Genomic DNA, 16,186 nt, shown 5'->3' with positions numbered 1-16,186 from the left:
TTCGACGCGCAGATGCGCCGCGCGCACCAGGCCTCGCTGCAGGCGCTGCCGGCGCCGACCCTGGCGCGACTGCGCGCCGCCCGCCACGACGCCAGCCGCGCGCACGCCGCGCCGGCGCGGCGTTGGGGCTGGCTGCTGGCCGCGGCACCGGCGCTGCTCGGCGCCGCATTCGGCATGCACCTGTTGCTGCGCCCGGCGCTGCCGGTCGCGGTCCCGGCCGGCGTCGCCGGCACTGCGGCGGCGGCCGCGGTCTCGGCGAGCGCCGCCGCGCAAGGCGACGGCGACGACAGCGCGGCCGGCCTGCTCGACGAAAACCCCGACCTGTACCTGTGGCTGGGTTCCGATACCTCGCTGGCGATGGAATGAACACGATGAACCGCCTGATCCGCATGTCCCTGGCGCTGGCCCTGCTGGCCGCCGCCACCCCGCTGGCGGCGTTCGCCGCGCCGCCACCGCCACCGTCGCCGTCGTCAGGTGCCGACACCGATGCGGGCCCGCCGCTGCCGGACTGGGAGCACCTGAGCGCACAGCAGCGCGAGCTGCTGATCGCGCCGATGCGCCAGCGCTGGAACGATGCGCCGCAGCAGCGACGCAGGATGCTCGAGCATGCGCAGCGCTGGCAGAGCATGACCCCGGAACAGCGCGAACGCGCACGCAAGGGCGCGCGCCGCTACGAAGACATGAGTCCGCAGCAACGCGAAGAGGCGCGCGTGCTGTTCGAACGCCTGCGCGCCTTGCCGCCGGAGCAGCGCAAGGCGCTGCGCGAGCGCTGGGAAGCGATGACCCCGCCGCAGCGCGACGCCTGGATCAAGGCCAATGCTGGCGCGGACACCCCGCCAGCGCCGGATTCCAAATGAGCGCCGGAGAGGCGCGCCAAGGCGGCTGCAGGGTTTTTCGAAGCTGTTTACAGGCTGTCGCCGCGGCCGCGGGGTGATCTGGGCATCGATCGTGACGAGGGCGACGCGCGAACAAGGGCTGTCGCCGATCGCATCGGCCGCCATAAACCCGCGAGGCGATATCGCGCCATCGCCCGGATCGAAAATGCGCAGGCGCGTCGCCCTGGAGGCTTGGCTCGCGGATTGGCAGCCGGCTGCCTGTTGTGGGAGCGACTTCAGTCGCGACGGGCGTTACCGGTAGAGCGCGTCGCGACTGAAGTCGCTCCCACAGTTGGCTCCCACAGGTCGCCCGCCGCCTGCAGCTTGCGGACCCGATTAGGGCCGGCACGATGCGGGAAATGTTGGGAGAAAACGCTCTGGCGCCGCCAGCAACTGTCGCATCGCGGCGTCGGTGCCGGCCACCGTGGCAGGCGTGGCCCGCGGCCGAGCGCGCCGAGCGACCGCTCAGCCGGTCCAGCGCGTCTTGGCCAGCAGTTCGTCGTCCCAGTCGTAGCCGATCGCGCCGTCCTTCAGGAACAGCGCGACGAAGTTGTAGACGTTGCGCGCATACATCTCGCTGGCGTGCAGCGCGCCCATGCTGGCCAGGTCGAGCGGGCCGGCGACGGCCACGCCGGCGTGCGCGATGGTTTCGCCGGGGCGGGTCAGTTCGCAGTTGCCGCCGGTCTCGGCGGCCAGGTCCACCACCACGCTGCCAGGCTGCATGCCCTCGACCATCGCCGCGCTGAGGATCTTCGGCGCCGGCCGCCCCGGCACCGCGGCGGTGCAGACCACCACGTCGATGCCCTTCAGGTGCTCGGCCAGGCGCCGTTGCTGCTCGGCGCGCTCCTCCTCGGTCAGCTGCCGCGCATAGCCGCCCTCGCCCGCGGCGCTGACCCCCAGGTCGAGGAACTTGCCGCCCAGCGATTCGATCTGCTCGCGCGTTTCCGGGCGCACGTCGAAGCCTTCGACCTGCGCGCCCAGACGCCTGGCGGTGGCGATGGCCTGCAGGCCGGCCACGCCGGCGCCGACGATCAGCACCTTGGACGGGCGGATGGTGCCGGCGGCGGTGGTCAGCATCGGGAAGAAACGCGGCGCCAGCTGCGCGGCGATCAGGGTGGCCTTGTAGCCAGCCATGCCGGCCTGCGAGCTGAGCACGTCCATCGCCTGGGCGCGGGTGGTGCGCGGCAGCCGTTCCAGCGGGAAGACGACCAATTGCCGCGCCTGCATCGCCTCGGCGCGCGCCGGATCGGCCTGCGGCTGCAGGATCCCGACCACGCCCGCGGCGGGCTTGAGCTGGTGCAGCGCGGCGACCGGCAGCGGCTGCACGCACAGCACCAGATCGGCCTGCGCCGGGGTCGCGGCATCGGCGAGTTGCGCGCCGGCGGCGAGATAGGCCGCATCGACGAAGCCGGCGGACACGCCGGCGTCGGGTTCGACATACACCTGCGCACCGAGCGCGACTAGCTTCTTCACCGTCTCCGGCGTCGCCGCCACACGGCGTTCGCCGTGCGCCGTTTCCTTCACCACCAGCACCTGCACTGCCATGCGATTCCCCGTGCGTTGCCCGCCCTAGTCGGCGCCGATGCTACAGGGTCCGCGCGGCGCTGGCAGCGCCGGGGGGGGAACGGTTAGTGGACAGCTGTTTGTAGGAGCGGCTTCAGCCGCGACGCTTTACCGACAGTGCCTGTCGCGGCTGAAGCTGCTCCTACAAAGGCAGTAACAGCTCTCGCGGAGCCCGGGAAGGCGGCGAGACAGAATCCATCCGCCTCGCGCCAACGGCCCTCAATGCAAGGTCGTGCTCTGCGGATCGAGCCGGTCGATGACGCCCTGCATCGCGCTGTCGAAGGCGCCGTCGTTGATGTGGCTGCGCAGCCGGCCCAGCCGCACCATCACCGCCAGTTCCTCCGGCGAGACCACGCAGAAGCGCACGCCGCGGCGGTTGACGAACAGCAGCCGCGCCGAGATCGGGCTCACCCACGACAGCTTGCCGGTCTGCACCTTGCCGTCGCGATCGATGAAATCCAGCCAGGTGCCGATCGGCATCGCGCGGAACCGGTCGGCGTCGGCGTTGTCGTAGTCCTCGGTCGTTTCCGCCGCGGTGACCTCCACCGGCTGCGCCTCCTGCAGCGGCGGCTGCGGCAGCGCCACCTGCGGCAACTCCGGCAGCGGGCGCTCCAGTTCCGGTCGCAGTTCGGCCACGGCCTGCAGCGTGTCGTGCAGCGCATTGATCGCCGCAGCAGCCGCCTCCGCATGCAGGCCGACGCTGGCGAAGACCTTGTGCAACGGCCCCTGCCAAGCCTGCAGCCAGGGCTTGCCGACGATATGCCGCCGCGCCTCGGCCGCTTCCTCGAGCAGGCCGTCGGCCAGCGCCAGCGCATCGCGCACGCCGGCGCCGTCCTCGCCCTCGCGCAGCACCGCCATGGTCAGGTGGTGCTGCCACGGCTGGCGCAGGAAATCGTCCAGCGCCTGCGGCAACGGCACGCCCTGCAGCCGCAGCTGCAGCTCGGCCTCGGCGCGCTGCCGGGCCAGTTCCAGCTTTTCCTGGCCGCGCTGGGTCTCGGCGGCGCGGCGCTCGGCGATTTCGATGCGGCGCCGGTGCTGGGCCAGGAAATCGCGGAACTCCTCTTCCAGGGTCAGGAAGATCGCCAGGTTCTCATTGAAATCGGCGACCAGCCGCTCGATGATCTCCTCCACCTTGCCCATCAGCACGCGCTCGGCCGGGCTTTCGCCGGTATTGCCTTCGCAGGCCTCGGCCAGCGCGTTGAGCAGGCGCCGCGCCGGATGGGTCTTCTGCACGAACATGCGCCGGTCCAGCAGCGCGACCTTGACGAACGGCACCACCAGGCGTTCGATCATCTCGCGCGAGCGCCCTTCCAGGTCGCGTTCGTCGAGCATCACGTCGAACAGCATGCCGACCAGGTCGATCGCATCCTCGTCGACCGGATCCAGCCGCGCATGCGTGGGGTCCACGCCGAACTGGGTGGCGTTGGACAGCACCTCGCTCTTGAGCCGCTGCGCCAGCGATTCGCCGTCGTCGCCGATCGCCGCGCGCAGCGTGGCGCTGGGCGTGGCCTGCAGCAGCGACAGCACCGAGATCATCTCGCGCTGGCTCAGCGAACGCTGCTGGCCGACCGCGGCGCTGGCCGCGGCGGTGGCGTTCTCGCGCGCGCTGCGGGTCTGCTGCAGCAGTTCGTGCAGCGCTTCCAGCAACATGCCCTGCTGGCTGGCGCCGGTCTCGGCGGACTGCGGGTGGCTGCGGCTCTGCGCCCAACGGTCGACGAAGCGGCTGGCCCAGGCCGGCGCGTGGTGGTCGTCGTACTCGCCGGTCTCGGCGGCAGCGCCGCGGTCCTCGCCGACACCGGCCGCGTCGCCGCGCGCCTGGCGTTCTTCCGGAGCGGGCGCACGCCGCGGCGGCGGCGGTGGCGGCCGGGGCCGCGAGATCTCCGGCATCACGCCGGCCCGCGCCAGGCTGTCGTCCAACTCCTGGTAGAGCCTGCCGATGCCGGCGGTGAGATCGCGCTCGCACAGCTTGATCAGCACCAGCCGCACCTCCGGGGCCAGGTCGCTGGTGGAGAAGGCGGCATGCACCGCGACGCCGATGTGTTCGGGGCCGACCGGATTGGTGTCGGCGTCCAGTTCCAGGCCGCCGGCGATCCAGCCCAGGCGGCGGTCGATGCGGTTGAGCACCGACTTCCATTCGCGCAGCAGCACGCTGGCCAGGTTGCGCACCGCCAGCCGCGATTCCAGTTCGCTTTCCGACACCAGGCTCAGGCCCTGGCCGTAGCCGGCCAGCGCCACTTCGGCCGACAGCGGCGTGCCGGCGTCCAGCGCCTGCCAGGCCTGGTCCAGCTGCGCACGGAAGCGCGCGGCGATCTCGTCGCGGCGGCGGCGCAGTTCGCGCATGCCATCCAGAAACAGCAGTTGCGAGGCGCCGGCGCTTTCGGCGCGGTCGAACAGCACGTCGTCGAAATGCGCCAGTGCGGCGGCGAACGCCTGCCCCAGCACCGGCAGCATGCCCTCGCGCGCCTGCATCAACAGATGCGGGTCGCGCGCGGGATGTGCGTGCGGCGAGCTGGGGCTGAAACTCATGCGCAAAGGCTCCGCGCCGGGACCGGCGCAAGAAAAAGAGTAAAAGGAAGTCGAACGGACACGGCCCCTGTTTCCGCTTGTGCATGGTAGGCAAGGTACCTGAACATCAACCGTGATGCGCTTAGCATTTCAAACTCCGGGGCGTGACCTCTACCCTCATCCTAGGCGGTCCTTGCACAACGCCGGCTGCAGCGCGACGCGAACCCGCCCCTGGCGCCGCGGATTCAGGCCGCGACCGCGACCCGCTGCAGGCGGTCCACCGCCCCCTGCATGGCGCTGTAGAACGCATCGTCGTCGCGGTGCAGGCGCAGGCGATCCAGCTGCACCATCATCGCCAGCGCTTCCGGCGAGGCCACGCACAGGCGGCCGCCGCGGCGGTTGACGAACATCAACCGCGAGGAGATCGGGCTGACCCAGGACAGCTTGCCCGGTTGCACGCGCCCTTCGCGATCGACGAAATCCAGCCAGGTACCCATCGCCAGGGTGCGGAAATACTCGGCAGTACGGTGGTCGACATCGGAGGCCTGCGCCGGCTCCGGCAGCGCCAGCACCGGCTCGGCCGTCGCCCCCTCGGGCGCGACGGCGGCGGCGAGGGCCACGGGCGCGGGCGTCGCGGCCTGCAGCGGGCGCGCATGCGCCAGATCGTCCAGGGCCGCGTGCAGGCCCAGCCACGCGGCGTCGGCGGCGGCCGCATCCAGACCGACGCTGGTCCACAACCGCAGCAACTCGGCGCACTGCGGCTGCAGCCAGCCGCCTGCCGGCACGGCGCCGCCGGTCTGCGCCTGGCGGCATTGCGCCAGCACCGCGTCGCCAAGCGCCAGCGCCGCGCTCACCGCCACGCCATGGCCATGGTCGCGCAACGCCGATTGCTGCAGGTACTGGCACCAGGGCTGACGCAGGAAGGTCTCGACCGGCGCCGGCAGCACGCTGCCGTCCGCGCCGCGCTGCAGGCGCTCGTCCACGGCCTGCGCGGCCAGGTCCCGCGCCTTGTCGCGGCGCTCCTCGGCGCGCTGCAGTTCGGCCGCGCGGCGCTCGGCGATCTCCACCCTGCGCCGGTACTGCTCATAGGCGCTACCGAATTCCGCCTCCAGGGTCAGGAATACCGCCAGGTGCTCGTCGAAATCGCGCACCACCCGCTCCACCACGTCCTGCGCCTGCGCCAGCAGCACCTGCTCGATCGCGCTGTCGCCGGCGTTGCCGTCGCAGGCATCGGCCAGCAGGTTGAGCAGACGCCGCGCCGGATGCCCATCGCGCACGAACAGGCGGCCGTCGATCAGCGCCACCTTGGCCAGCGGCACCAACATCTGCCCGAGCAGTTCGCGTTGCGCCGGCTGCAGCACGCATTCGTCGAGCATGACCTCGAACAGCAACCCGACCAGGTCCAGGGTGTCCGCATCGGCCGGCTCCAGGCGGGTGGCGGCCGGATCCAGCCCCAGCGCCGCACCGATTGCCACCAGCTGCCGGCGCAGGCCCTGCGCCAGCGGTCCGCCGTGTTCGCAGATCGCGGCGAAGCCGGCCAGCGGCGTGGTCTGCAGCAGCGACAGCACCGACAGCAGTTCGCGCGGCGACAGGCTGCGGCGCGCGTCGTCCGCGGCATCCGCCGTGGCCGGCTGCGCCTCGTGCAGCAGGGCGCGCAGTGCCGGCGGCAAGACCGCCTGGTCGTCGCGCGCATGCGCGTCCAGCGCGCGCGCGGCGTGGCGCGGCGCGGCCGACAGCGGCGCGGCGGCAGGCCAGGTCTCGAAGAAGCGGCTGATCCAGTCCGGCGCCGCGTCCTCGCCGCTGGCGCCGTTGCGCGGGATGGCGCGGCGGCGCGCGCGCGCGGGCGGCAGCGAACGCGCACGCGCGACCTGGTCCAGGCGCTGCTCCAGCCGGGCGTACAGCTCGCCGACCCGTTCCTGCAATTGCTGCTCGCAGATCCTGACGATCGCCAACTGCACCTGCGGCGCCAGTACCAGGCCGTGCAGCGCCGCATAGACCGCGGCGCCGACGTGTTCGGGACCGAACGGGTTGTTGTCGGCATCGATGCGCTGGCCGCCGGCGATGAAGCCGAGGAAGCGGTTGAGCCGCATCAGCTCCGGGCGCCAGCGGTGCTGGATCGCGCCGGCCAGGTTGCGCACTGCCAGGCGCACGTCCAGTTCCTGCGCGGAAACCAGGCTGAGGTCGCCGCGCGCGCGCGCCAGGGTGTGCTCCACCGATAGCGGGCGGCCGGCCTCCAGCGCCTGCCAGGCCTGCGCCAGGTGGCCGCGGAAGCGCGCGGCGATCGGCTCGCGCTGCTGCCGCAGCAGCTGGATCGCCTCGAAATAGTCGTTCTGCATCGCCCCGGCGCGCTCGGCCAGGCGCAACAGCGCATCGGCGAGCACGTCCAGCACCTCGCCGAACGCCTGTGCAAGCGGCACCGACACCACGTCCCGGACCTGGTCGAGCAGGTCCGAGTGGCGGCTGGGCAGCAGCTCCTCGGCATATCCGGCGATTATCATGGCGGCGTGATACGCAAGCGCAAGTGAGACCGACATCAATTCGGACGTTAGCGGCAGATCATGGATGAAGCTTGGCTCTCCGTATAACCGCGGCATCCGCTGCCGCTGTTGGGCGCGCGACTATAATTCTGCGCCCACCCCACGGAATCGAGACTATGCGCACACTTCACTCGCTGCAAGCGCTGGATGAGCGCCGCTCGGTGCCGTCCAAGCAATTGGGCGAGCCGGGACCCGACGAAGCCACCCTGCTGGCGATGCTGCGCTCGGCGGTGCGCGTGCCCGATCACGGCAAGCTGGTGCCGTTCCGGTTCCTGCGCATCGCCGGCCAGGCGCGCCTGGCGCTGGGCGATTTCCTCGCCGAACGCACCCTGCAGCTCGACCCGGGCGCGCCGCCCGCCGCGGTGGAGAAGGATCGCGAACGCTTCGCGCATGCGCCGCTGGCGATCGTGGTGATCGCGCGGCTGCAACGCGAGGCGAAAGTGCCGGAGATCGAGCAATGGCTGAGCGCCGGTTCGGTCTGCTTCGCGCTGCTGCAGGCGGCGCAGGCGCATGGCTTCGGCGCGCAGTGGCTGACCGCCTGGATGGCTTACGACGAGGCGGTGGCGGCGCGGCTGGGCCTGGCCGAGAACGAGCGTATCGCCGGTTTCATCCATATCGGCACGCCGCGCATGCAGGTGCCGGAGCGCGAGCGCCCCGATCCGCAGCAGCTGCTCAGCGACTGGATCCCGTGAACGCGGCGCCGCCGACGCGGCCGCTGTACCTGATCGACGCCAGCCTGTACGTGTTCCGCGCCTGGCATTCGATCCCGGACGAGTTCCAGGACGCGCAGGGTTGGCCGACCAACGCGGTGCACGGCTTCGCCCGCTTCCTGCTCGACCTGCTCGAACGCGAGCGCCCGCAACACATCGCCATCGCCTTCGACGAAGCGCTGGACAGCTGCTTCCGCAATCGCCTGTATCCGGCCTACAAGGCCAACCGCGCGCCGGCACCGGATGCGCTGCGCCGGCAATTCGCGCACTGCAAGGCGCTGTGCGCCGCGCTCGGCCTGGGCGTGCTGGCGCACCACGACTACGAGGCCGACGACCTGATCGGCAGCGCGCTGCACAGCATGCGCGGCGCCGGCTTCCACGGCGTGGTCGTGTCCGCCGACAAGGACCTGTCGCAACTGCTGCTGCTCGACGGCGACGAACAGTGGGACTACGCGCGCGGCCAGCGCTGGGGCGCGGCCGGAGTGAAGGCGCGGCACGGCGTGCACGCGCAGCAGATCGCCGACTACCTGGCGCTGACCGGCGATGCGATCGACAACATTCCCGGCGTCACCGGCATCGGCGCCAAATCGGCGGCGATCCTGCTGGCGCATTTCGGCGACCTGGACACGCTGCTGGCGCGAATCGACGAAGTGGCGTTCCTGCGCCTGCGCGGCGCCGCGCAGATGGCGGTGCGCCTGCGCGAGCAGCGCGAGCACGCGCTGCTGTGGCGGCAACTGGCCACCATCGCGCTGGATGCGCCGCTGGATTCGGCCGCGCCCGGCTTCGCCCGCGGCCAGGCCGACGCCGACATGCTGCACGGCCTGTGCGAAGCGCTGCGCTTCGGCCCGCTGACCCGGCGCCGCTTGCTGCAGGCGGCGGGGCTGGACGCCACGCTGCGCTGAGCACGGCATCGCCGCACGCACGCCGCACGCATCGCCGCGACACCGATGCCACTACACTGAGGCACAGCCGGGCCGCGCGCTGCCGCGGCCGCGCTATCCTCTTCCGAACCGAGCGAACGCCGCCCATGACCCGCCCCGATTCCCCGCCCCGCATCGTCTACGAAGGCAAATACCAGCGCATGGTGGTGCGCGGTACCTGGGAGTATTCCGAACGCGTGCATGCCGGCGGCCTGGCCGCGATCATCGTCGCGGTGACCCCGGACGACGAGGTGCTGTTCGTCGAGCAGTTCCGCGTGCCGCTGCAGGCGCGCACCATCGAGATGCCGGCCGGACTGGTCGGCGACATCGACGCCGGCGAATCGATCGAGCTGTCGGCGGTGCGCGAACTGGAGGAAGAGACCGGCTGGACCGCCGACCACGCCGAAGTGCTGATGATCGGCCCGACCTCCTCCGGCGCCAGCAACGAAAAGGTCGCCTTCGTGCGTGCCAGCGGCCTGCACAAGGTCGGCGACGGCGGCGGCGACGCCAGCGAGGACATCACCGTGCACGCGGTGCCGCGCGCCCGCGCCGCGGCCTGGCTGGTGCAGAAGATGGGCGAAGGCTACGAGCTGGACGCCAAGCTGTGGGCCGGGCTGTGGATGATCGAGCACCGGCTGGACGGCACCCCGCGTGGTTGAGCCGATTGCGCGCGCGGACGCCGGCCCGCCCCTGCTCGGTGCCGGCGATCCGCCGCCCTACCGCGTGCACCAGGCGCAGGGCCGCTCGCCCTACCTGCTGATCGCCGACCACGCCGGACAGCAGGTGCCGCAGGCGCTGGCCGGCCTCGGCCTGCCGCAGCACGAACTGGACCGGCACATCGGCTGGGACATCGGCATCGCCGGGGTCACCCGCGCACTGGCGCAGGCGCTGGATGCGTTCGCGATCGAGCAGACCTATTCGCGGCTGGTGATCGACTGCAACCGGCCGCTGGCGGCGCCGGGTTCGATCGCCGAGCGCAGCGACGGCACCGTGGTGCCGGGCAACCTGGGGCTGGACGCCGCGGCGCGCGCGGCGCGCGCCGCGGCGATCTTCGTTCCCTACCACGCGCGCATCGCCGCGGAACTGGACCGGCGCCGCGACGCCGGCCTGGCCACCATCCTGATCGCCATGCACAGCTTCACCCCGTCGATGGCCGGCGAGTCGCGGCCCTGGCATGCCGGCGTGCTGTATCAGCGCGATGCCCGTTTCGCGCAGGCGCTGCTGGCCGAACTGTGCGCCGAACCGGGGCTGGTGGTCGGCGACAACCAGCCGTATTCGGTCAGCGACGCCACCGACTACGCGATCCCGGTGCATGCCGAGGCGCGCGGCCTGGCGCACGTGGAACTGGAGATCCGCCAGGACCTGATCGCCGACCCCGCAGGACAGCGGCAATGGGCGCAGCGCTTGCTCAGCATGCTGAATCGGTTGCAAGCTGGCTTCACATCGGGCTGAGCGCAGGCTGCGCACTCTCGATCATCGCCGTCCGTTCAACGCCCTAGCCTTATCCACCGGAGCCTCCCCCATGCTCATCCGCCTCGGCTACGAGATCCGCTATCGCTTCCTGCAGCCCACCCCGGTGCTGGCCATGCTCGACATCCACGACAGCCGCCGCACCGACATCGTCGTGGCCACCGCGCTGCAGACCGAGCCGGCGATCCCGCTGCGCGGCTACCGCGACCAGTACGGCAACAGCTGCACGCGCATGCTCGCCCCGGCCGGCGTGCTGACCCTGCGCGCCGACGCGGTGGTGCGCGACAGCGGCCTGCCCGACCAATATCGCTACGACGCGCCGCAGACGCCGGTGCAGGAGCTGCCGGAGGACACGTTGATGTACCTGCTCGGCAGCCGCTATTGCGAGACCGACCTGCTCAGCGGCATGGCCTGGGACCTGTTCGGCAGCGCGCCGACCGGCTGGGCGCGGGTGCAGGCGATCTGCGACTACGTGCATGCGCAGATCCAATTCGGCTACGAGCACGCGCGCCCGACCAAGAGCGCGGCGCAGGCACTGCAGGAAGGCCGCGGCGTGTGCCGCGACTTCGCCCACTCGGCGATCGCGCTGTGCCGCTGCATGAACATCCCGGCGCGCTATTGCACCGGCTACCTGGGCGACATCGGCGTGCCCGCCTCGGCGGCGCCGATGGACTTCTCCGGCTGGTTCGAGGCGTTCCTGGACGGCCAGTGGTACACCTTCGACGCGCGCCACAACCTGCCGCGCATCGGCCGGGTGCTGATCGCGCGCGGCCGCGACGCCGCCGACGTGGCGATCAGCAACACCTTCGGCTACAACACGCTGGAATCGTTCGTGGTATGGACCGACGAGACCGACCAGGCGCGCCTGGATCCGCGTCCTGCCGCCGCCAGCGGCGTCGGCACCGGCGCCGCCGCGCTGCACACCGAAGGGCTTTATCTCTAGCGTGGCTTGGTTGCAGCTGGGGGCGCTCGCGGGAGCGGGAGTCGGTCGCGAGCGCTAGTCCCCAAGCCCTCCAGGTCTGATGCCGCGGGAACATTCGGCGAGGCGATGGACGCTCCGGCCCATTGTGGAAGGGACTTCCGTCCCGACTGCAGCGCACTTCCAGGACTCAGCGCCCCCCTCGCCCGCACCTGGGGCGCACCTGCCGCGAAAAGCGGTAATGGTCCCGCAGGATGTAAGGCGGCAGCGCACTGCGTGGGCGTGCGCCGCGGACGGCGGCGCACGCCATGCCCAGCTCAGGCGAAGGCGTCGGTGGCGCGCACCAGAGCGTCGACGTTTTCCGCCTCGAACGCGGAATGGCCGGCGCTGGGGGTGATCTGCAGCGTCGCCTTCGGCCAGGCCTTGTGCAGCTCCCAGGCGCTCTGCGCCGGACACACCACGTCGTAACGGCCCTGCACGATCACGCCGGGAATATCGGCGATCTTCCCCGCGTCGCGCAGCAACTGGTCTTCCACCTCGAAGAAGCCGCCGTTGACGAAGTAGTGGTTCTCGATGCGCGCGAACGCCAGCGCGAACTGCGCGTCCTCATGGCCGTCGACGAAATCCGCATCCACGTGCAGGAAGCTGGTGGCGCCCTCCCACACGCTCCACGCGCGCGCCGCAGCCAGGCGCGTGGCCTGGTCGTCGCTGGTGAGGCGGCGATGGAATGCGGAGATCAGGTCGGCGCGCTCCACCTGTGGAATTGCCGCAACGTAATGTTCCCAGGCATCGGGGAACAGGCGGCTGGCGCCTTCCTGGTAGAACCACTCCAGTTCCCAGCGGCGCAGCAGGAAGATGCCGCGCAGCACCAGCTCGGTGACGCGCTGCGGATGGGTCTGCGCATAGGCCAGCGCCAGGGTCGACCCCCAGCTGCCGCCGAACACCTGCCAACGCGCGATGCCGAGCGTTTCGCGCAGCGTCTCGATATCGGCCACCAGATCCCAGGTGGTGTTGTCGACCAGGTCCGCGTGCGGCGTGGAGCGGCCGGAGCCGCGCTGGTCAAACAGCACGATGCGGTACTTGGCCGGATCGTGGAAGCGGCGCATCTTGGCATTGCAGCCGCCGCCCGGCCCGCCGTGCAACAGCACCACCGGCTTGCCCTGCGGGTTGCCGCACTGTTCGTAGTACAGCGTGTGGCGCGCGTCCACCGGCAGCATGCCACTGTCGAACGGTACGATCTCGGGATATAGCGTGCGCATGGCGGTTCCTGCCTGAAAACTGGATTTTACCCGCGGATGGCGTGTTGGCGGCGCTACCCGCAGCAAACGCCGCAAAGCAGCCGCACCGATGACGTCTGCGAGGCTACCCCATGATCGGCCCGCCCCTGCCGCCAGGCCCTTCCTGCTGCCGTTGCTGCGCCTCCAGCGCCAATTGCTGCTCGCGCTGTTGATTGAGCAACTGCACCTGCTGCACTGTTTCCTGCATCGGCGCGGCCTGCTGCGACACATCCATCGAGGTACGCACCCCTGGCGTCGTGCCAGCCACCCACATGGCGTCCCCGGCCATCAGCACCCGATCGATCTTGCCTGCATCGGCGATCCCAGCCTGCTTGGCAGCGAGCATCGCCTGCGCCACATGCGCGTCGCCGATATGCGCCGGCACGTCCTGGCGGATCCGCGCGAACATCGCCTGATCCGCCGCCGACAGTGCGGCAATGCTGTGTGCCTGCTCGGCCGTAGGTTCTGCCGGCGCCGCCTGGCCGACAAGGTGCGGCGAACGCAGCTGCGCCCACTGGCTGGCGTAGTCGTGCATCTCCAGCGATTGCGCCTGGCGTGGATCGACCTGCACCGTTTTCGGCGGATCGAAGGCACTGAAACGCTGCAGCCCTTGCACCTGACCATCCGGCCCCATCGCCACTTTGGTGATGCGCAGTCCCTCGCGCTCGCCCTGCACCAGCAGCGCAGCCGCCACCTTCTCGCTATGTGGACCGGAGGCGATGCCTTGCCCGGCTTCCATGTAGTGCACTTCGCGCAAGGTCTTCGAGAACTCGGGGTGGCCGGGATGCGCCGGATCGCGCAGATCCGCAGGTCGCTGCGCTGCAGTAGGGGCAGTACGGACTGCGTCGTGCTCAGGCTGGGCAGCGTGCGATGCGTCCGCCGGCAACGACGCGGCCGCCGGAACGGCGCGCGTTTGCGCCGGTTCCTGTTCCTGCGCCTGCTCGCGCACTTGCCCGGATGCCAGCGCCTTCACCAGCGGGTAAGTCTGTTCCAGTTCCTCACGCAGGTTGCCCTGCGCCTGACTTGGGCCGAACCAGCCCTGACGGGTCCACGCGCCATCCGCGGTGCGCGTATAGAGCTCTCCATCCGAGGCAGGCAGCGTTCCCTGGGCGGTGCGCGCATGGTTCACTGCCTCGGGGACCGGGCCGTAGCGGTCCCATCCGGCCTGCGCATGTTGTTCGGCATAGCCTGCCGCGATCGCCGCCGGAGTCCGCGCCGCGTTGTAGGCCATTACCGACCGCGCATACGCCTCCAATGCGGCCGCCTTGTCCGGCGTGGCGGACTCGCGATGGCGGTGCATGACATTGCGCTCGAGCAGGCCATCGCTCACCTGCCGGGTCCATTGCCCGCTATGCGCATCCCGCTCCCAGGCGCTGTCGCGCAGGCTGCGGGTATCGTTGGCGTCGGCCGGGATGCGGTAAGGATCGACCGGCACGTCCGGGGTCGCCAGGCGCAGTTGCACGGCGCGACTGGCCGCCTTGTAGTTCAGCTCATCGGCCACCTGCGGCGGGGCAGTTTGTGTGTGGGTAACGGAGAGGCCATGGTCGCCGAAGGCGTCCACCACTTCTCGGGTCCAGCCCTTGTCGGGCGCCGCGGGGTCGAAGCGCCAGGCCACCCCGTTGCGATCGGTCTGGTTGTTGATGCGGCGCTGCTCCAGCCATTGCACCGCCTCGTTGCTGCCCATCGCGCCCAGCACGCCGCCGGCCAGACCAGTGAGCACCAGCCCCGGCCCGGTTTCCACGCCGGCCAGCGCGCCGATCTCCGCCCCGACCACCCCGCCCGCCCAGCCACCGACGTTGCGCGCACCGAACTGCAGCAGTTGCGCCTGCGCCCCCACGTCGTTGCCCTGCGCATGCAACTGACCGGCAGTGCGCGCGGTCTCCGCCGCGTCGTAGACCGTCGCCGCGGCGCCGGCCATGCCCAGCCCGCGTATCGCTACCGGTTTGACGCGCACGTTGAAATCGGCGGTATGCGCCGTGGCGGCCTGCCGTTCCACACCCTCGACCACACGACCTTCGGCGCGCTCGTGCAGCACGTGCGCAGCGATCTCAGGTACGACTTTCTCATTGCGGGACAGGTTCTCGGGGAGCGCACCATGCCACCTGCGTTGCGCCTGCCAACCTTCATTTAAGCCTCGAGTGACAGCCGGGTCCTTCAAGCGTATCTCGCGCCCATCGTGAAGTGCCTGTCCAGCCGCGCGCGAATCGTGGCGACTATCGTAGAGTTCCATGCCTTCCCGGTTGAAGATGCGGATCGGCGCCGTAGTCTGTTGCTGAACTATATCCAGGCTAGCGGGTAGTTTGTCGTAGATGGCATCGCGTGCAGCTTCGGGCACGTAGCGGCCGTAGCCACGTTGATCCAGCGATCTTGAGAATCGTTCATCGACTCCATGCTCGCTTTCCAGCTTGTGAGCCGCCATCGCCCTTATTTCCACGCCATAGCCACGCGCCTGCAATTTCTTGATCAGATCTACGCTCCATTCGCCATTGCTGAGCGTCGTATCGAAGATCACATTCTTCTTGCCTTCCACGGCTGCATCCAGCAGCTCTTGCGCCCATCCGCCAGCATCAGCGTGGGTTTGGCTCGACCATGTGTAGGGGTGTTCGGCACGGAATTTTTCTACTTGAGGATGAAATTCACGCAACTCATCTGGATCAACCTTGATCACACCTCCACTGAGCTCCACTTCTGCCATCCTGGCGAGGGTTCCTTTGCCAGCCCCCGGCTGGCCCGCCAAGATGACAGCCTTGGGAGACTCGAAGGAAGACTTCTCCAAGAATCCGCTCTTGGGAATAATTTCTTCATTGAACACTCTTTGATGCTCATCATCTGGAAGCTTCTGGTTACTCACAGTCGCCCCCGATTTTCTTCGAAATAGGCGCGCAAATCAGCCATCCCACCCATATTCAAACGCGCGTACCCAACAGCGAAATCTTTCTTCCTGGCATTTTCAATCGATACCGGATCGCCACTCACCCTGGCAATTTCAAGCTCCTTACGGGCTTCCGATATGAAGGAGCCCAGTTCGTCCTCCAGCAGCCATATCGCCAATTCGAACGGAGGCGTCATCTTTGAAGGCTGCTGTAAAACGCTATTCAGTCGATACTGAAGCCGGTCAACGAGCGCAGGATAGTCCTTGAGGATATCCAGCAACTTTTGCGGCACTTTCGGAGGGTGAAGATCATTCACGTGACGCGTCCTTAGCAAGATCAGATTATTCAAATACGAACACTTGTGGCACACGCATCCAAACGCGATGGTGAGGCGCAATGGCTCCGCACAAGGCCTGCTGGGGAGCATTTCTTGCCGCGTTCTTTAGGCTCTCGTTGAGACTACGAGGGAGGACAGGGACGCGCAAGCACGTTTCGCGCCGTTCATCAAAGCGTGTCCGGCTGTATGTGACACATAAA

Annotated in this window: 13 protein-coding genes; 7 read left to right on the top strand and 6 right to left on the bottom strand. The window is 69.6% G+C overall.

What is annotated here, in order from left to right:
* Positions 1-12: 12 nt before the first annotated feature.
* Together KHF85_RS03860 and KHF85_RS03855 are read left to right on the top strand one after the other, a co-directional pair.
* The gene (locus KHF85_RS03860) at positions 13-366 is read left to right on the top strand and encodes a hypothetical protein (RefSeq protein ID WP_284569468.1); all 354 of its coding nucleotides are present in this window, start codon (positions 13-15) and stop codon (positions 364-366) included.
* A gap of 5 nt (positions 367-371) precedes the next feature.
* Entirely contained in the window at positions 372-857 is a 486-nt protein-coding gene (locus KHF85_RS03855; RefSeq protein WP_284568603.1) for a DUF3106 domain-containing protein, read from the top strand.
* Positions 858-1,340: 483 nt separating this feature from the next.
* On the opposite strand, the gene KHF85_RS03850 is transcribed toward KHF85_RS03855, so the two are convergent.
* From KHF85_RS03850 to KHF85_RS03840, 3 genes are all read right to left on the bottom strand, one after another.
* Positions 1,341-2,420 (bottom strand): NAD(P) transhydrogenase subunit alpha, encoded by a 1,080-nt coding sequence (locus KHF85_RS03850; RefSeq protein WP_284568602.1) that lies wholly within the window; start codon positions 2,418-2,420, stop codon positions 1,341-1,343.
* 237 nt (positions 2,421-2,657) lie between these two features.
* A complete protein-coding gene (locus tag KHF85_RS03845; protein ID WP_284568601.1) occupies positions 2,658-4,964 on the bottom strand; it encodes a DUF1631 domain-containing protein in 2,307 nt (768 codons plus the stop codon).
* Positions 4,965-5,188: 224 nt separating this feature from the next.
* Positions 5,189-7,441 (bottom strand): DUF1631 family protein, encoded by a 2,253-nt coding sequence (locus tag KHF85_RS03840; protein WP_284568600.1) that lies wholly within the window; start codon positions 7,439-7,441, stop codon positions 5,189-5,191.
* Between the two features lie 155 nt (positions 7,442-7,596).
* Between KHF85_RS03840 and KHF85_RS03835 the strand changes: the two genes are divergently transcribed.
* From KHF85_RS03835 to KHF85_RS03815, 5 genes are all read left to right on the top strand, one after another.
* On the top strand, positions 7,597-8,172 hold the full coding sequence (locus KHF85_RS03835; RefSeq protein WP_003473063.1) for a nitroreductase family protein: 576 nt from the start codon (positions 7,597-7,599) through the stop codon (positions 8,170-8,172).
* The gene (locus KHF85_RS03830) at positions 8,169-9,092 is read left to right on the top strand and encodes a 5'-3' exonuclease (protein WP_284568599.1); all 924 of its coding nucleotides are present in this window, start codon (positions 8,169-8,171) and stop codon (positions 9,090-9,092) included. The genes KHF85_RS03835 and KHF85_RS03830 overlap by 4 nt, the downstream gene beginning before the upstream one ends.
* Before the next feature lie 125 nt (positions 9,093-9,217).
* Entirely contained in the window at positions 9,218-9,769 is a 552-nt protein-coding gene (locus KHF85_RS03825) for an NUDIX hydrolase (RefSeq protein ID WP_284568598.1), read from the top strand.
* Positions 9,762-10,562, top strand: coding sequence for an N-formylglutamate amidohydrolase (locus tag KHF85_RS03820; protein WP_284568597.1), 801 nt, complete (start codon positions 9,762-9,764; stop codon positions 10,560-10,562). The genes KHF85_RS03825 and KHF85_RS03820 overlap by 8 nt, the downstream gene beginning before the upstream one ends.
* A 70-nt stretch (positions 10,563-10,632) precedes the next feature.
* Positions 10,633-11,523, top strand: coding sequence for a transglutaminase-like domain-containing protein (locus tag KHF85_RS03815; protein WP_009577632.1), 891 nt, complete (start codon positions 10,633-10,635; stop codon positions 11,521-11,523).
* A gap of 293 nt (positions 11,524-11,816) precedes the next feature.
* Here KHF85_RS03815 and pip read toward each other — a convergent pair whose 3' ends face one another.
* The 3 genes from pip to KHF85_RS03800 all read right to left on the bottom strand — a co-directional run bounded on the left by pip (position 11,817) and on the right by KHF85_RS03800 (position 15,965).
* The gene (gene pip, locus KHF85_RS03810) at positions 11,817-12,758 is read right to left on the bottom strand and encodes a prolyl aminopeptidase (protein ID WP_284568596.1); all 942 of its coding nucleotides are present in this window, start codon (positions 12,756-12,758) and stop codon (positions 11,817-11,819) included.
* 103 nt (positions 12,759-12,861) lie between these two features.
* On the bottom strand, positions 12,862-15,627 hold the full coding sequence (locus KHF85_RS03805; protein ID WP_284568595.1) for a zeta toxin family protein: 2,766 nt from the start codon (positions 15,625-15,627) through the stop codon (positions 12,862-12,864).
* Positions 15,624-15,965 (bottom strand): hypothetical protein, encoded by a 342-nt coding sequence (locus KHF85_RS03800; protein ID WP_284568594.1) that lies wholly within the window; start codon positions 15,963-15,965, stop codon positions 15,624-15,626. Before KHF85_RS03800 ends, KHF85_RS03805 begins: the two co-directional genes overlap by 4 nt.
* Between the last annotated feature and the right edge of the window lie 221 nt (positions 15,966-16,186).

The organism is Xanthomonas graminis pv. graminis (genome assembly GCF_030168915.1).
Taxonomy (GTDB): Bacteria; Pseudomonadota; Gammaproteobacteria; order Xanthomonadales; family Xanthomonadaceae; genus Xanthomonas_A; species Xanthomonas_A translucens.
This window is presented reverse-complemented; position numbering and strand designations above follow the sequence as displayed.